A 15,034-nucleotide genomic window follows, 5' to 3' on the forward strand; every position below is an offset into this window, starting at 1 on the left:
GAGGCGAGGTCCTTGGCCGACGGCGCGTAGCGCTCCATGAAGCGCTCGCCCTCGGAGTTGACGAGATAGCCACCTTCGCCGCGCGCGCCTTCGGTGATCAGGCAGCCGGCGCCGTAGATGCCGGTCGGATGGAACTGCACGAATTCCATATCCTGCAGCGGCAGGCCGGCACGCAGCACCATGGCATTGCCATCACCGGTGCAGGTATGCGCCGAGGTCGCGGAGAAATAGGCCCGGCCATAGCCGCCGGTCGCCATGATGGTCATGCTCGAGCGGAAGCGGTGGATCGATCCGTCATCGAGCTTGAGCGCGATCACGCCGACGCAGCGGCCTTCCTCGTCCATGATCAGGTCGATGGCGAAATACTCGATGAAGAATTCCGCCGAATAGCGCAGCGACTGCGAATACAGCGTGTGCAGCATCGCGTGGCCGGTGCGATCGGCGGCGGCGCAGGTGCGCTGCGCGATGCCCTTGCCGAAGTCGGTGGTCATGCCGCCGAACGGGCGCTGGTAGATCTTGCCGTCCTCGGTGCGCGAAAACGGCAGGCCCCAATGTTCGAGTTCGTACACGGCTTCCGGCGCGTTGCGCACCATGTATTCGATCGCATCCTGATCGCCGAGCCAGTCCGATCCCTTGACGGTGTCGTACATGTGCCAGCGCCAGTCGTCCGGGCCCATATTGCCGAGCGATGCCGCGATGCCGCCCTGCGCCGCGACCGTATGCGAGCGGGTCGGAAACACCTTGGTGATGCAGGCGGTGCGCAGACCCGCCTGCGCGCAGCCGACCACCGCGCGCAACCCGGATCCGCCGGCGCCGACCACGACCACGTCGAAGGTGTGGTCCTGGATCGGATAGGCACCGCCATTGATCGCCGGCGCGCCGTTCGGTTTGCTGCCGTTGCTCTTGTCGTTCATGGCCTCAAACTCCGAAAGACAGCTTCACCAGCGCATAGAGGCAGGACAGCGCGATGACAAAACAGAAGAAGGTGTTGCACATGATCAGCGTCAGCTTCAGATCGCTGTGCACGTAATCCTCGATGATCACCTGCATGCCGAGCCACATGTGATAGGCGCTGGCGATCACGAACAGCATGACGCTGATCGCAACGAAGGGGGAGCCGAGAATCTGGGCGGCGGCGGCATGATTGCGCCCGAGCAGGCCGATCACGACGAAGACGAAGATGATGGTGAGCGGCACAAGCGCGACCGAGGACACCCGCTGCTTCCAGAAATGATCCGTGCCGGAATGCGCCGAACCGAGGAAGCGCACCCGCGACAGCGGCGTGCGCATGGACCGGTGCTTGTTCATCGGGCGCCTCCAATGAAGAAGAATCCGACGATCCAGATCAGCAGCGTGAGGCCGACCGAACCGACGATCGTGGCCAGCGTCAGCCATTCGCGCTCGACCGGGCCGAAGCCGCGGCCGGTGTCCCAGATCAGGTGGCGAATCCCGCCCAGCATGTGGTGGATCAGCGCCCACGTGTATCCGAACAGGATCAGCAGCCCGAAAATCGAGCCCATGAAGGCCTGGACCTTGGCGTAGGCAGTGGGCCCGGATGCGGCCGCGAGCAGCCACCAAGTCATCAGTAGGGTGCCGAAAAACAGGGCCGCCCCGGTGATGCGATGGACGATCGACATCATCATCGTCAGCATCGGCTTGTAGATGCTGAGATGGGGCGACAGGGGTCTTTCCACGGCGCGGCGCGTATCTGCCATTCGCATCAACTCCAGCGGCCCAAGGGGCCGGAATAGCTTGGCTCCCCGAGCGTGACCCGAAGCGGGACAACAAGCACCGTTCGGACGCCGGGAACCTCGGATCTGGCTGCCTTAGAGGCAGTCAAATTTCGGAAACCGCGAACCAATATCCCGATTTTCATTCCGGACAATAAGCAATTGGAGTAGGGTGCCTTCGCAATTTCCGAAGGCTGACGCCACAATTGAAAGCGTTCCAGGGAGCGCCCTTTGCGTTTCGATATCCCCGATCTGAGCCTGTTCCGGCATGTGGTCGAAGCCGGCAGCATCACCCAGGGCGCGGCCCGCGCCAATCTCGCACTGGCGGCTGCCTCGACCCGTATCCGAAATATGGAAGACGCGATCGGAGCGCCGCTCCTGATCCGCAATCGTCAGGGCGTGACGCCGACCCAGGCCGGCCGGACGCTGCTGCAGCATGCCCGCACCATCCTCGCCCAGGCCGAGCGGCTGCGCGAGGATCTGGGCGCCTATTCCGGCGGCTTTTTCAGCCAGGTCCGCATTCTCTCGAATACCAATGCCCTGACCGAGTTCCTGCCGGACGTGCTGAGCCCGTTCCTGGCGGCGCATCCGCATGTCAGCGTCGACCTCGAGGAGCGGCTGTCGGACGAGATCGTCGGCCTGATCGGCGAAGGCGTCGGCGATATCGGGATCGTGGCCGGCACCGTCGATACCAGCCGGCTGGTGACTTTCCCGTTCCGCAGCGACCGCTTCGTGATGGTGGTGTCCCGCGATCATCCGCTGGCGCGGCGCGAGAAGGCCGCGTTCGCCGAGGTTCTCGATTACGATTTTGTCGGTCTGGACCGCGCCAGCGCCCTGCAGCGCTTTCTCGCCGACAAGGCGAGCCGGATCGGCCGTCCGCTGAAGCTGCGGGTGCAGCTTCGCTCGTTCGACGGCGTGTGCCGGCTGGTGGAGCGCAATGCCGGCATCGGCATCGTGCCGGAGACCACGGTCAGTTGGGCCGCGCGCTCGATGGCGATCAAGGCGGTCGATCTCACCGACACCTGGGCTGTCCGTGACCTGACGATCTGCGTACGCGATGTGGCCGCGCTGTCGCCGTTCGCGCGACAACTTGTCGAGCACATGCGCAAGGGATGACGCTGCGCCTGACGCCGGACTTAGCGCGGGATCAGCACCCAGTAATCCAGGTCGAGGATCACCGCCGGATCGTCCTCGTCGCCGCTCTTCAGCGGGAAGCCGGCGCAAGGCTTGTCCTTCGTCGCCACCGTGCGCAGGCGGAGCGCGCCGAGATCGCTCCGCTGCGGCAATTCCGCCTTGGCAAGAATTTCCGACCACGCGAACACGGTATTGCCTGCAAACAACGGCGCGACGTGACGGCCGCCATTGATGCCGGCGACGTGGAAGGCATTCGCAAGACCGTTGAATGATAGCGCGCGCGCCAGCGAAATCACGTGTCCGCCATAGATCAGGCGGCGGCCGAAGCGGCCCTGTCCTTCGACGAACTGGTTGAAGTGGATCCTCGCGGTGTTCTGATAGAGCCGCGTCGCGATCATGTGCTCGGCTTCCTCGACGGTGATTCCGTCGATGTGATCGATCTTCTCCCCGACCTGATAGTCGCTGAAGCGATCCTTGCTGCCGGCCAGCACGTTGTCGTAGGCGCCAGCGTCGATCGGCGGGCAGGCGTCTCCCAGCATCTTCGGATCGAGGGCTGTCGGCAGCCGGGGGACATGCTCACCCGGCACGGCGGCGCTTTCGTCGCGCTTTCGCACCATCACCCAGCGGACATATTCGAGAACCTGCGTGCCATCGGCGCGATAGCCGACCGAGCGCACAAACACGATGCCGGTCTTGCGGCTGGAATTCTCCTTGAGGCCGATCACTTCGGACACGGCGTTGAGCGTATCGCCCGGATAGACCGGCGCGAGAAACCGGCAATTGGCGTAACCGAGATTGGCGACCGCATTCAGCGAGATGTCGGGCACGGTCTTGCCGAACACCATGTGAAACACCAGCAGATCGTCGATTGGCGAACGCGGATAGCCGATCGCCTTGGCGAAGGCATCGGATGACTGGACCGCAAAACGTGCGCCGAACAATCCGTTATAGATGGCAACATCGCCGGTCGTGATTGTGCGCGGCGTGGCGTGACGGATGGTCTGTCCGACCCGAAAGTCCTCGAAGAAATTTCCTGCAATCGTTTTGGTCATGCGAGATCCCGCGCTGGCATTGTTGTTTTACCGGTGGTTATGGACGCGCCGGAACTGGCGTCAAGTCCGGCGCTGACGAAAGTGCAAGCGTGTTCCGCTCAGAGTTTCGGCAAGTTGCCGCTGAACAGGTCTCACGAGGCCGTGAACGCGCGATGCCGGGAAACCGGAGCCATCACGCGCCGTAACTCGATCTGACGACGACATCATCAACACCGCTCGCACGCCCCCGCTTTGGGCGAATCCTGTCGCGCGTCTTGATGGGCAGAACCCATCGCAATCAAACCTCATCGAAGGGAGTCACTACCATGTCCAAGCGTATCGCATTCCTCGCTATGGCGGCCTCATTCGCGTTCGTCGCTTCGGCAAGCGCGCAAGACAAGAATCCGATGGTCGGCGGGGCCCCGATGCTCCCCAGCAAGAACATCGTCGAAAATGCGGTCAACTCGAAGGATCACACCACGCTTGTCGCGGCGGTGAAGGCAGCAGGTCTCGTCGATACGCTGTCCGGCAAGGGTCCGTTCACGGTGTTCGCGCCGACCAATGCCGCCTTCGAAAAGCTTCCGGCCGGCACCGTCGAGACACTGGTGAAGCCCGAGAACAAGGCGACGCTCACCAAGATCCTGACCTGCCATGTGGTCGCCGCCAACGCGATGTCGTCAGCCATCAACAAGATGATCGCCGACGACAAGGGAACGCATCCGGTCAAGACCGTGGGTGGTTGCGTGCTGCAAGCCAAGAAGAAGGGCAACATGATCACTCTGACGGATGAGAAGGGCGGCGTCGCCACCGTGACGATCGCCGACGTGCGCCAGTCGAATGGCGTCATCCATGTGATCGACACCGTTCTGCTGCCGGCCAGCTAACCCGACACTTCGCGCCGGGGACTTCGCTATCCCCGGCGCGACAATCCGGCCAGGTTGCTGAGCGCCGGAACATCGACCCCTTTCCCCTGTTGTCACCAGGGAGCCTCCCACAAAAGTTGTGACAATGTTTTTCGAAAGCTGGTTCAGCTTGTTAAGGGTTATCGTGGTCGGCGCCGCAGCCTACGCGGCGCTGGTCGTTTTCATCCGGCTTTTCGGCAAACGAACGCTGTCGAAGATGAACGCTTTCGATTTCGTGGTGACCGTAGCCCTCGGCTCGACACTCGCCACGGTATTGCTCAGCAAGGATGTGGTTCTAGCCGAAGGACTTCTCGCGCTTCTGCTACTGTGTGGCCTGCAGTTTATCGTCGCGTATCTGTCGGTTCGGTCCAGGCGGGTCGAATCGATGGTCAAGTCGGAGCCGACGCTGCTCCTGTATCGCGGGCGGTTTCTCGATGACGCGATGCGACGCGAACGCATCACCAAAGATGAGGTGATGGCGGCGCTGCGCTCTCAGGGCGTGGGCGATGTCAGTTTCGCCGAAGCCGCGGTTTTGGAATCGGACGGATCGGTGAGCGTCATGACGTCTCCGGCCGCGGAGCGTCCGACCATACCGGTCTGATTGGTCTCGCCCGCTTGCCGGCCCAGTCTGACGGATCAGGTCGTGGTCGTCGTCGCCTTGCCGTGCCGGTCGATCTCGGTCCCGCAATTACTGCAGGTCCAGCCGCCCCATATGAGTTGACGCAGGGAGGTCGGTTTGCGCCGCGCCGGCTGCTGCGTGCCGCAGGTCGGACAATCCGGCGTGGACCAGGCCCAGGTCGAAAGCGCGTGGAAAGCGAAAAGACCGAAGAAAATGGGCATTGCCGCCCAAAACGGCTTCTCCGTGCCGAACACGACACCGAGGATCGTCACGGCCGTGAGAAAGACCACACAAACCAGCAACACGATCTTCAGGACCGGGACAAATTTCTGCATCGCACCCTCCATCTGGCCCTTGGTCGGGCCGGGGCGCCATGCGGTTCGAAGATCCCCGGTGCGGCTTGTCATTTTCGGTGGAGGCCTTTAGCACTCCGCCACTTCCCCATTCCGCGAGGCGTCCCTTATGGCCAGCTACAATCTCCTTCTGCTTCCCGGCGACGGCATTGGCCCCGAGGTCATGGCCGAGGTCAAAAAGCTGATCGATCTGTTCGGCCGGAAGGGGATAGCGACATTCAAGTACGAGGAAGGGCTGGTCGGCGGCTCCTGCTACGACGCCCACCAGGTCTCGATCACCGACGCGACCATGGCCAAGGCGGACGCGGCGGACGCGGTGATCTTCGGCGCGGTCGGCGGCCCGCAATGGGACAAGGTGGCCTATGAGGTGCGGCCGGAAGCCGGCCTGCTGCGGCTGCGCAAGGACCTCGCGCTCTATGCCAATCTTCGCCCGGCGGTGACCTATCCGGCGCTGGCCGACGCCTCGTCGCTCAAGCGGGAGCTGGTCGAGGGTCTCGACATCATGATCCTGCGCGAACTGACCGGCGGTGTCTATTTCGGCGAGCCCAAGACCATCACCGATCTCGGCAACGGCCAGAAGCGCGCGGTCGATACCCAGGTCTACGACACCTACGAAATCGAGCGGATCGGACGCGTTGCCTTCGAGCTGGCGCGCCAGCGCCGCAACAAGGTCACCTCGATGGAGAAGCGCAACGTCATGAAGACGGGCGTGCTCTGGAACGAGGTGATGACCGACCTGCATGCGCGCGAATTCAAGGACGTGCAGTTCGAGAGCCAGCTCGCCGATTCCGGCGGCATGCAGCTCGTGAAGAATCCGAAGCAGTTCGACGTGGTGGTCACCGACAATCTGTTCGGCGACATGCTGTCCGACATCGCTGCGATGCTGACCGGCTCGCTCGGCATGCTGGCCTCCGCCTCGCTCGGCGAGGTCAATCCGAAGACGGGCAAGCGCAAGGCGCTGTACGAGCCGGTCCATGGTTCCGCGCCGGATATTGCCGGCAAGGGCATCGCCAACCCGATCGCGATGATCGCCTCGTTTGGCATGGCGCTGCGCTATTCGTTTGGCATGGGCAAGGAAGCGGACATGGTCGACGCGGCAATCTCGGCCGTGCTGGCGCGCGGGCTTCGCACCGCCGATATCGCTGCAAAGGGCGAGAAGACCGTCGGCACCGCCGAGATGGGCGATGCCATCGCCGAGGAGATCGAAAAAGCGGCGGCGTGACCATCGGTCCGGGGGCGCACGCCTCGCGCGCCCTCGCAGGAGCGGTTATAATACCTCCGATTGCCACGAGCGATTTGGGGTAAGCCATTGATTCGACTGGCCGCTCTGCTATCCGCACTCGTCCTGTGCGGGGCATTTCTCACCGCCGGATCCGCAGCCGCCCAGAAGCGCGTGGCGCTGGTGATCGGCAACGGCAATTACAAACACACCGCGCGTCTGACGAATCCGGTCAACGATGCCAGCGATGTGGGGGCTGCCCTGGAGCGGCTCGGCTTCGATGTGCTGCGTGGCATCGACGTCAGCCATGCCGGCATGCGCGACGTCATCAGGACGTTCAGCCAGAAGGTCGTTGGCGCCGATGTGGCGCTGGTATTTTACGCCGGCCACGGGCTGCAGGTCGACGGCAAGAACTATCTGCTGCCCGTCGACGCGCAGATCGAGACGCGGGCCGATCTCGAATTCGGATCGATCGATCTCAATCTCCTGCTGAGCTTCATGGAAGGGCAGGCCAAGACCAGCATCATTTTCCTCGACGCCTGCCGTGACAATCCGATGGGTACGAAGCTGACGCGCGGGACGCGCTCTGCCTCCGTTGGCCGCGGTCTCGCTCAGGTCGCGTCGGGCGTTGGCACGCTGATCGCCTTCGCGACCCAGCCGGGCAATGTCGCGCTCGACGGTGAGGGCCGCAACAGTCCGTTCACGTCCGCGCTCCTGACGATTATGGAGCGGCCCGGCCTGCCGCTCAGCGAGGTGATGATTTCGGTCCGCAACGAGGTGCTGAAGACCACGGGCGGCAAGCAGCTTCCGTGGGAACATTCGTCGTTGACGGGACAGTTCTATTTCAAGCCGGCCGAACCCGGTTCGGCAGCCTCGGCCGATCAGAATGGACTCGAGCTGGCATTCTGGAATTCGATTCAGGGCAGCCGCAATCCGCAACTCTACGAGGCTTATCTGCGGCGCTATCCGAACGGCTCCTTTGCAGAGATCGCCAGGATCAATCTGCAGGAGGTGAAGGTGGCCGCGGCGGTGCCGATCGCGAAGGACGAGAAACGGCCGCTGCAGGATTCCGGTCTGCTCAATGAGATCAACGATCGTCTCTACGAACTGAACTTCGATACCGAAGCCGGCGCGTCGGGCGAGCGGATGCGCGCGGCGATCCGTCAGTTCGAAGACCGGGTGAAACTGGCGCAGACCGGCGTTCCGACGCAGGGGCTGTTGAGCCGCCTGCGCGAGCTTGGCGGGCTGAAGCCGTGGGGCGCGATCGTCTACAGTAAGGCCGATGGCCGGTGGGGCATGTCGTGGGATCATCAGACGCGCAAGGCCGCGGTCGAGGATGCCCGAAAGACCTGCGGGATGGACACCTGCACGGTCGAGGTCAGCTTCTTCGGCACATCCTGCGGAGCGTTTGCGTCGTCCGATGCGAGCTGGGCGCTTTCGACGCGAGACGACATGCAGCGCGCGAAAGATGCCGCGCTCAGCGATTGCGGCAAACGCGGAAAGACCTGCCGCATCATTGCGGCATCATGCGCCGATGGCGAAGGCAGACTGGCGGCACGTTGAACCGCGTCCGAACTGCCGGCACAAATGGTTTGCAGCCGTCCGACCGTGATCTGGGTTTCGGCGTGAATGGGGAGATGACATCGCGATGACGTTCGGTCTCTGCGCTAAGGGTTTCATGATGACCTGTCTCCTGTTGGCGTTGGCGCAGCCGGCTCAGGCGCAGGGAAGCATGGGTGGGTCGATCGGCGTGCAGGAGAAGTCGGTCTCCGGCGATCGCGAGCCGCCGCGATCCGCGCCCTCGGCGCCGCCCCGGCAGCGCAGCGCACCGGAACCCAAGCGCGCGGCGCCGAAGCCCGCAGGTCGTCCTGCGAATTATGACGGCGCCTGGCTGGTGAACAATATCGGGTGCGGTGGCACCGCGGGCCGCGTCTGGGTCTCCGGCGGCCGGATCAGCGGCGATGGCGGCGTGACCGGGAGCGTCAACTCGAACGGAAGTGTCAGCACGCGCACCTCCGTCTCTGTCGGCTGGGGGCGGGTGTCTGGCAACCGCGGTTCCGGCGGTTTCCGGACGAATGACGGGTGCACCGGCCGCTGGACGTCGGTCCGCCAGTAGCGGTGGCTGTGGCGCGCCGGCACGTGCCTGAAACAGCAAAGCGCGGGACCTTGCCCGCGCTTTGCTCAGATCGAAATTCCGGCTGGGTCTACCACCAGTCGACCCGGCCCGGCCACGGACGCCCGCCGGGCGTGTCGAACGGGCCGTTGAGCGGATTGCGGTTCCAGGTCAGGTTGGGAACTGCGTTGTCGAGCGCCGAATAACCGTAGGGCTCGGCATATTCCCGGTATTTGTACTCGCCCGGCAGCAGTTCCGGCCCGGGATCGAGATACGAGCGCGACCGCACCACCACCCGCGGGCGCACACGATACCGCGCCTCACGCTGCTGCGCGGTCACGAAGAACATGTCGTCTGCCTGCCGCTTGCGGGTCTGGGCGTCCGCCGTGTCCGCGGTCACGAGCAGCACGCCTGCCAGCGCGGTCGTGGCCAGAGTCGATAGTATGGTCAGGCGCATGCCGTCCTCTGGGTGATTCAGATTTCCAATCACTTTACGCAGCTTTGGTTCCTGCCAACAAGACTTTCGGCCGGCCTTGACCTCCCGCAACCGCGTCGCAACGCCACCGTGTGGCCGATTGACCACGGAGCGTAACGCATTAGGATTAATGAATACGTGGCACGGCGGTGCCGCGGCAAAAAAAGCGGCACGATGGTGCCCGCAGGGAGGACGATATGGCGAAGATCGAGCGAACGATCGAGGAGCTTTATGCGGACGATCCGGAGCGTGCGGATGCGGTGGCATTCGGCCGCAAGACCGGGGTCGACCGGCGCGGATTTCTGGGCGGGGCCGGACTCGCGGCGATGGGGGCCGCGGTGGGCGGTACGATTCCCTTCGCCGCCAACATGCCGGGCGGACTGATCCCGGCGGCGATGGCGCAGGACAAACCGGCGGCGCCGGCTGCGGCCGCCGACAAGGGACCGAAGCCGTTCGAGTTTCCGGGCAAGGATCCCAGGCTGACGCTGCTCGGCGATCGCCCCTTGGTGGCGGAGACCCCTGCCGAATTGCTCGACGACGACACCACGCCGTTCGGCAAATTCTACATCCGCAACAACGGCCAGATTCCGGAAGAAGCCAAGGACCCGGACAAGTGGGAAATCACCATCGACGGCGAGGTCAACAAGCCGTTCAAGATCACGCTCGGCGAACTGAAGTCGAAGTTCAAGCCGCAGACGATGCGCGCGGTGCTGGAATGCGGCGGCAACGGCCGCTCTGGCTTCCAGCCGCCGGCCCGCGGCAATCAATGGACCACCGGCGGCGCCGGTTGCGCCGAATGGACCGGCGTGTCGCTCGCCGATGTCCTGAAAATGGCAGAACTGAAACAGTCCGGGATTTACACCGCGCATTACGGTGCGGACGAACATCTGTCAGGCGATCCGAAGCGGGTGCCGCTGTCGCGCGGCGTTCGCATCGAGAAGGCGATGGATCCCAACAGCATGATCGTATTCGCCATGAACGGGCAGCCGCTGCCGAACATTCACGGGGGTCCGGTGCGGGTGTTTTATCCGGGCTGGACCGGATCGGCCTCGCAGAAATGGCTGACGCGCATCTGGATTCGCGACAAGGAGCATGACGGGCCCGGCATGACCGAGTTCTCCTATCGCACGCCGATCAAGCCGATGATTCCGGGCGACAAGGGCGATCCGAAGAACTTCAAGATTCTCGAATCGATGCCGGTGCGCTCGATCATCACCAATCCTGCGAACGGAGCGAAGCTTGCGGCCGGTACCCGCAAGCTCGATCTGCGCGGCGCGTCCTGGGCCGGCGACAACACGGTGAAGGCGGTCGACGTCTCCACCGATTATGGTGCGCATTGGAAGCCGGCCAATCTCGGGCAGCCCAGGAACAAATACGACTGGCAGCGCTGGACCGCGTCGGTCGATTTCCCGACCGACGGTTACTACGAGCTTTGGGTGCGGGCGACCGATTCCAACGGCGCCATGCAGCCGCACATCACCGGCGACTGGAATCCGCAAGGGTATGGCGGCAACGCCATGCACCGCGTCGCGGTCCTGGTGGGCTGACGGAATGGACCTGATACCCGATGTGCTAAGCGCCGCCGCGCGTCTTGCGCGGCGGATTTCTCTTTACGCGGCCGTTCTGGCCGTGTGCATTGTTTCGTTCACCGCGGTTGCGCAGCTTCACACGCAGAAGCAATTCGTGCCGCGCGACGAAACGCCGGAAGAATTCCCGGACGGGCCGGGCCGCGATGAGACATTCTATCTCTGCACGGCGTGTCACAACTTCAAACTCGTTGCCGCGCAGGGTCTCAACCGCCGCCAATGGGACGAGTCGTTCCAGCTCATGATTGACAAGCACGGCATGGCGAAGATCGACGGCTCCGATCGCGAACTCGTGCTGGATTATCTGGAGAAGACCTATCCGCCAGGAAAGCCGGCAAGCGGCGGCGGCTGGAAAAATCCGTTCCTGAAATAAAGCTCCGGCATGTCCCCGCGTCCGAAAGACGCGGCCAGATTCGCCGCGAATTTCAGCGCGATCGGTGTTAGTCAAACGCCGCACGCGCAGGCCGAGGGACCGATGTCGATTATTGCCAACAAGAGCGACGGGCTCGTCACGCTCGGCGACGAGCCGCTGGTCATGGAGACACCGGAAAGCCTGCTCGACGACGACACCACGCCGACCGAAAAATTCTACATTCGCAATAACGGACGGGTCCCCGAACGGGTGCGCGGTCCGGAAGGCTGGACGCTCACGATCGATGGCGAAGTTCACAATCCGCTGGTCGTGACGCCGGCCGAACTCAAAGCGAAATTCGAAACCGTCACGCTGCGCATGGTGCTGGAATGCGGCGGCAACGGCCGCTCTTTCTTTGAGCCGCCGGTGCCCGGCGTTCGCTGGACCAATGGCGGAATCGGTTGTGCGGAGTGGACCGGCGTGCGTGTGGCCGATGTGCTGCGGGCGGCAGGCGTGAAACCATCCGCCGTGTTCAGCGGACATTTCGGCGCCGATCCGCATCTGTCCGGCGCCACTGATCGTCAGGCGATGTCGCGCGGCGTGCCGATCGCCAAGCTGATGGAAGAGCACAACCTGATTGCGTGGGGCATGAACGGCAAGCCGCTCGAAACCATTCACGGCTTCCCGCTCCGCCTTGTGATCGGCGGCTGGCCCGCTTCGCTTTCGACCAAATGGCTGAAGCGGATCTGGATTCGCGATCGCGTGCATGACGGGCCCGGTATGGGCGGCCTGTCGTATCGCGTTCCGATCAGGCCGATGGAGCCGGGCGAGCCGGCCGACGAGTCGAATTTCCGCGATCTGGAATCGATGCCGGTGCGTTCGATCATCACCAGTCCGGCAAGCGGTGCGAGACGTCCGTCCGGCACGCGCGAGGTGATGCTGCGTGGTGCATCATGGGCCGGCGATTACGCTGTGCAGGATGTCAGCGTGTCGATCGATTACGGAGCGACCTGGCAGACCACGCAGCTCGATGCGCCGAAGAACCGTTACGACTGGCAGCGCTGGACGTCATGCCTCAAAATCCCGTCGGACGGCTATTATGAAATCTGGTCGCGGGCGACCGACACGCGCGACATCTCGCAGCCCTACATTGCCGGCCTCTGGAATCCGGAGGGCTATGGCGGAAATCCCATTCACCGCATCAAGCTCCGGATTGGCTGAGCCGGGCCGGCGCGGATTGCAGAAGGTCCGGCTAGCGCGCCAGGCGTCCGCGCAGGCGCGGCCTCGGCTCCGCGGAAGACAAATCCCCCGGTCGCTTCGGCGTTGCATAGAGCAGATGATCGCGAAGCCCGCAGAAATTGCGCTTCAGCTCGGCCCTCGCGAACAGCCGCGCGATATCCGGATCGCTGCCGGCAGACATCAGCGCCATCCGGTCGAGCGCGCAGGAGATAGCCGACCGATCCACCAGCAGCTTCATGTTGCAGGAGAGGCCGCCGATCTGCACCCGGGCAGTGTTGAAGTTGCGCAGGAACCCGATGCAATTGTAGCCGCTGAATGGACCGATTCCGAATTCGAATGTCTGCAATTCGCCGAACTTGGATTCGATCGGCATCGCGCTCTGCAGGCCGGTCACCCGGCCATGCTCGGCGCCGAGCTTGCGGACATCATCTGCGGCGCGGCCGAAGCTGCCGATCTCGCGTCCGGCGCGATAGATCTCAAAGCTGACAAAGCGCTGCGTCCGGCCCAGTTCGCCGAATGACAGGATGTCCTTGCGGCCGCCGCCCTCGGCGTGCCGGCGGATCGCATAACGCACATCATCGTCGCCGAAACCCGGCATCGACAGCTCGAATGCCGGCCATGGCTTGTCGACCTCGATCCAGGCGGGCCGCGGCGCCGGCTCGGACATTCCCGTGGTCTGTGGCTGTCGGACCATTTCCGTGGCGATCAGCGTCATGGCTCCGATGGCGCCGAGATAGGCAAGGATACGCACCATCGCGGCGCGGAATTCCGTCGGCAGGACGAACGGCGCGCTGGCTACGAGCACGACCCGCCGCCACTCGAGCGCCCGGATCGCAGCCTTGCCCGTCTGCCAGCCGAGGGCGTCGATCGCGCGGCCGGCGCGGTCGAACAAGCCGACCGCCAGACTGGTCAGTCCCGGCCAGAGCTCCGCCACTCGCCGATGGTTGCAAAGGAGCTGCGCGCGCAGCCACAAGACCGACAGGCGGCGGCGCAGCGCGCTCCGCGCTGGCACCGCCTGGGCGGTGCGGGCAGTACCGTCGGCGCGACCGAAAGGCTGCCGCGGGGCGCTTCCGGCCCCCGGAGTAGTTTCAACGACGCGCAAGCACAGCCTCCCTCGACGGCCTTTCAGGTCGGCGTTGTCACGGCTGTATTTCTCGCTTAGAAGCCCCTCCGTCCGGGTTTCTGCAGGAGCGAAATACCGGCAATTTTCCCTCGGAGAGTGAACGATGGGTTACAAGGTCGCAGTGGTCGGCGCCACAGGCAATGTGGGCCGCGAAATGCTCGATATCCTGGCCGAGCGGCGGTTTCCCGCCGACGAGGTCGTAGCGCTTGCGTCGCGCCGTTCGATGGGCGTCGAGGTTTCCTATGGCGACAAGACGCTGAAGGCGAAAGCGCTCGAGCACTACGACTTCTCGGACATCGATATCTGCCTGATGTCGGCCGGCGGGTCGGTGTCGAAGGAATGGTCTCCGAAGATCGCGGCTCAAGGCGCGGTGGTGATCGATAATTCGTCGGCCTGGCGCTACGACGCGGACGTGCCGCTGATCGTGCCTGAAGTGAATGCCGACGCCATCAAGGACTTTCGCAAGAAGGGCATCATTGCCAATCCGAACTGCTCGACCGCGCAGCTCGTCGTGGTGCTGAAGCCGCTGCATGACTTTGCCAAGATCAAACGTGTCGTGGTGTCGACCTATCAGTCGGTGTCGGGCGCCGGCAAGGACGGCATGGACGAGCTCGATCGCCAGACCAAGAACGTCTATTCGCTCGGCGAACTGGAGGTGAAGAAGTTCACCAAGCGCATCGCCTTCAACGTCATCCCGCATATCGACGTCTTCATGGATGACGGCTACACCAAGGAAGAGTGGAAGATGGTGGTCGAGACCAAGAAAATTCTCGATCCCAAGATCAAGCTGACCGCGACCTGCGTGCGCGTGCCGGTGTTCATCGGGCATTCGGAGGCGGTGAATATCGAATTCGAAAGCGAGATCACCACCGATCAGGCGCACGAGATCCTGCGCAATGCGCCGGGCGTGCTTGTCGTCGACAAGCGCGAGAATGGCGGCTACGCCACGCCGTACGAAGCCGCTGGCGATGACGCGACCTATGTCAGCCGCGTGCGCGAGGATCCGACGGTCGAGCACGGGCTCGCGCTGTGGTGCGTGTCGGATAATTTGCGCAAGGGCGCGGCGCTGAATGCGATCCAGATCGCCGAGAGCCTGATCAACCGCAAGCTGATCACCGCGAAGAAGAAAGCGGCTTAGGTCTTTTCACTCTCCATGTT

Annotated in this window: 17 protein-coding genes; 10 read left to right on the plus strand and 7 right to left on the minus strand. The window is 63.6% G+C overall.

Translation table 11 applies throughout. The annotated features are described in order from the left end of the window. The 3 genes from AC5I5I_RS10350 to sdhC form a co-directional block, all read right to left on the minus strand. Nucleotides 1-914, minus strand: a 914-nt coding sequence (locus AC5I5I_RS10350; RefSeq protein ID WP_495972613.1) for an FAD-binding protein, incomplete at its 3' end; no start/stop codon positions are given. A gap of 4 nt (nucleotides 915-918) precedes the next feature. After that, complete coding sequence (gene sdhD / locus AC5I5I_RS10355) at nucleotides 919-1,290, minus strand: succinate dehydrogenase, hydrophobic membrane anchor protein (protein WP_495972769.1); 372 nt, start codon at nucleotides 1,288-1,290, stop codon at nucleotides 919-921. Nucleotides 1,291-1,304: 14 nt separating this feature from the next. Next, nucleotides 1,305-1,721 (minus strand): succinate dehydrogenase, cytochrome b556 subunit, encoded by a 417-nt coding sequence (gene sdhC, locus AC5I5I_RS10360; protein ID WP_495972615.1) that lies wholly within the window; start codon nucleotides 1,719-1,721, stop codon nucleotides 1,305-1,307. 240 nt (nucleotides 1,722-1,961) lie between these two features. Here sdhC and AC5I5I_RS10365 point away from each other — a divergent pair, with 240 nt between their 5' ends. Next, complete coding sequence (locus AC5I5I_RS10365; RefSeq protein ID WP_495972617.1) at nucleotides 1,962-2,846, plus strand: LysR family transcriptional regulator; 885 nt, start codon at nucleotides 1,962-1,964, stop codon at nucleotides 2,844-2,846. 20 nt (nucleotides 2,847-2,866) lie between these two features. On the opposite strand, the gene AC5I5I_RS10370 is transcribed toward AC5I5I_RS10365, so the two are convergent. After that, on the minus strand, nucleotides 2,867-3,916 hold the full coding sequence (locus tag AC5I5I_RS10370; RefSeq protein ID WP_495972619.1) for a MaoC family dehydratase: 1,050 nt from the start codon (nucleotides 3,914-3,916) through the stop codon (nucleotides 2,867-2,869). Between the two features lie 332 nt (nucleotides 3,917-4,248). Between AC5I5I_RS10370 and AC5I5I_RS10375 the strand changes: the two genes are divergently transcribed. Further along, on the plus strand, nucleotides 4,249-4,779 hold the full coding sequence (locus tag AC5I5I_RS10375; protein ID WP_495972771.1) for a fasciclin domain-containing protein: 531 nt from the start codon (nucleotides 4,249-4,251) through the stop codon (nucleotides 4,777-4,779). A 124-nt stretch (nucleotides 4,780-4,903) separates the two neighbouring features. Continuing rightward, complete coding sequence (locus tag AC5I5I_RS10380; protein ID WP_495972621.1) at nucleotides 4,904-5,398, plus strand: DUF421 domain-containing protein; 495 nt, start codon at nucleotides 4,904-4,906, stop codon at nucleotides 5,396-5,398. A gap of 35 nt (nucleotides 5,399-5,433) precedes the next feature. On the opposite strand, the gene AC5I5I_RS10385 is transcribed toward AC5I5I_RS10380, so the two are convergent. After that, nucleotides 5,434-5,751 (minus strand): hypothetical protein, encoded by a 318-nt coding sequence (locus tag AC5I5I_RS10385; RefSeq protein ID WP_495758315.1) that lies wholly within the window; start codon nucleotides 5,749-5,751, stop codon nucleotides 5,434-5,436. A 127-nt stretch (nucleotides 5,752-5,878) separates the two neighbouring features. Between AC5I5I_RS10385 and leuB the strand changes: the two genes are divergently transcribed. The 3 genes from leuB (at nucleotide 5,879) to AC5I5I_RS10400 (ending at nucleotide 9,104) form a co-directional block, all read left to right on the plus strand. Further along, a complete protein-coding gene (gene leuB / locus AC5I5I_RS10390) occupies nucleotides 5,879-6,991 on the plus strand; it encodes a 3-isopropylmalate dehydrogenase (RefSeq protein WP_495758316.1) in 1,113 nt (370 codons plus the stop codon). 87 nt (nucleotides 6,992-7,078) lie between these two features. After that, entirely contained in the window at nucleotides 7,079-8,551 is a 1,473-nt protein-coding gene (locus AC5I5I_RS10395; protein WP_495972624.1) for a caspase family protein, read from the plus strand. 118 nt (nucleotides 8,552-8,669) lie between these two features. Beyond that, the gene (locus AC5I5I_RS10400) at nucleotides 8,670-9,104 is read left to right on the plus strand and encodes a hypothetical protein (protein WP_495972626.1); all 435 of its coding nucleotides are present in this window, start codon (nucleotides 8,670-8,672) and stop codon (nucleotides 9,102-9,104) included. 88 nt (nucleotides 9,105-9,192) lie between these two features. Here AC5I5I_RS10400 and AC5I5I_RS10405 read toward each other — a convergent pair whose 3' ends face one another. Further along, nucleotides 9,193-9,558, minus strand: coding sequence for a hypothetical protein (locus AC5I5I_RS10405; RefSeq protein ID WP_495972628.1), 366 nt, complete (start codon nucleotides 9,556-9,558; stop codon nucleotides 9,193-9,195). 215 nt (nucleotides 9,559-9,773) lie between these two features. On the opposite strand from AC5I5I_RS10405, the gene AC5I5I_RS10410 reads away from it, so the two are divergent. From AC5I5I_RS10410 to AC5I5I_RS10420, 3 genes are all read left to right on the plus strand, one after another. Continuing rightward, complete coding sequence (locus AC5I5I_RS10410; RefSeq protein WP_495972630.1) at nucleotides 9,774-11,123, plus strand: sulfite oxidase; 1,350 nt, start codon at nucleotides 9,774-9,776, stop codon at nucleotides 11,121-11,123. A gap of 4 nt (nucleotides 11,124-11,127) precedes the next feature. Then, complete coding sequence (locus AC5I5I_RS10415) at nucleotides 11,128-11,535, plus strand: hypothetical protein (RefSeq protein ID WP_495972632.1); 408 nt, start codon at nucleotides 11,128-11,130, stop codon at nucleotides 11,533-11,535. 102 nt (nucleotides 11,536-11,637) lie between these two features. Then, nucleotides 11,638-12,735, plus strand: a complete 1,098-nt coding sequence (locus AC5I5I_RS10420; protein ID WP_495972634.1) for a sulfite oxidase — start codon at nucleotides 11,638-11,640, stop codon at nucleotides 12,733-12,735. 31 nt (nucleotides 12,736-12,766) lie between these two features. Here the strand turns inward: AC5I5I_RS10420 and AC5I5I_RS10425 are convergent, their stop codons facing one another. Further along, entirely contained in the window at nucleotides 12,767-13,687 is a 921-nt protein-coding gene (locus AC5I5I_RS10425; RefSeq protein ID WP_495972636.1) for a hypothetical protein, read from the minus strand. A 292-nt stretch (nucleotides 13,688-13,979) separates the two neighbouring features. Here AC5I5I_RS10425 and AC5I5I_RS10430 point away from each other — a divergent pair, with 292 nt between their 5' ends. Continuing rightward, nucleotides 13,980-15,014 carry an aspartate-semialdehyde dehydrogenase gene (locus tag AC5I5I_RS10430; protein ID WP_495972638.1) on the plus strand — a complete coding sequence of 345 codons (1,035 nt, stop codon included), beginning with the start codon at nucleotides 13,980-13,982 and terminating at the stop codon, nucleotides 15,012-15,014. The last annotated feature ends 20 nt before the right edge of the window (nucleotides 15,015-15,034 follow it).

The organism is Pseudorhodoplanes sp., assembly GCF_059499825.1.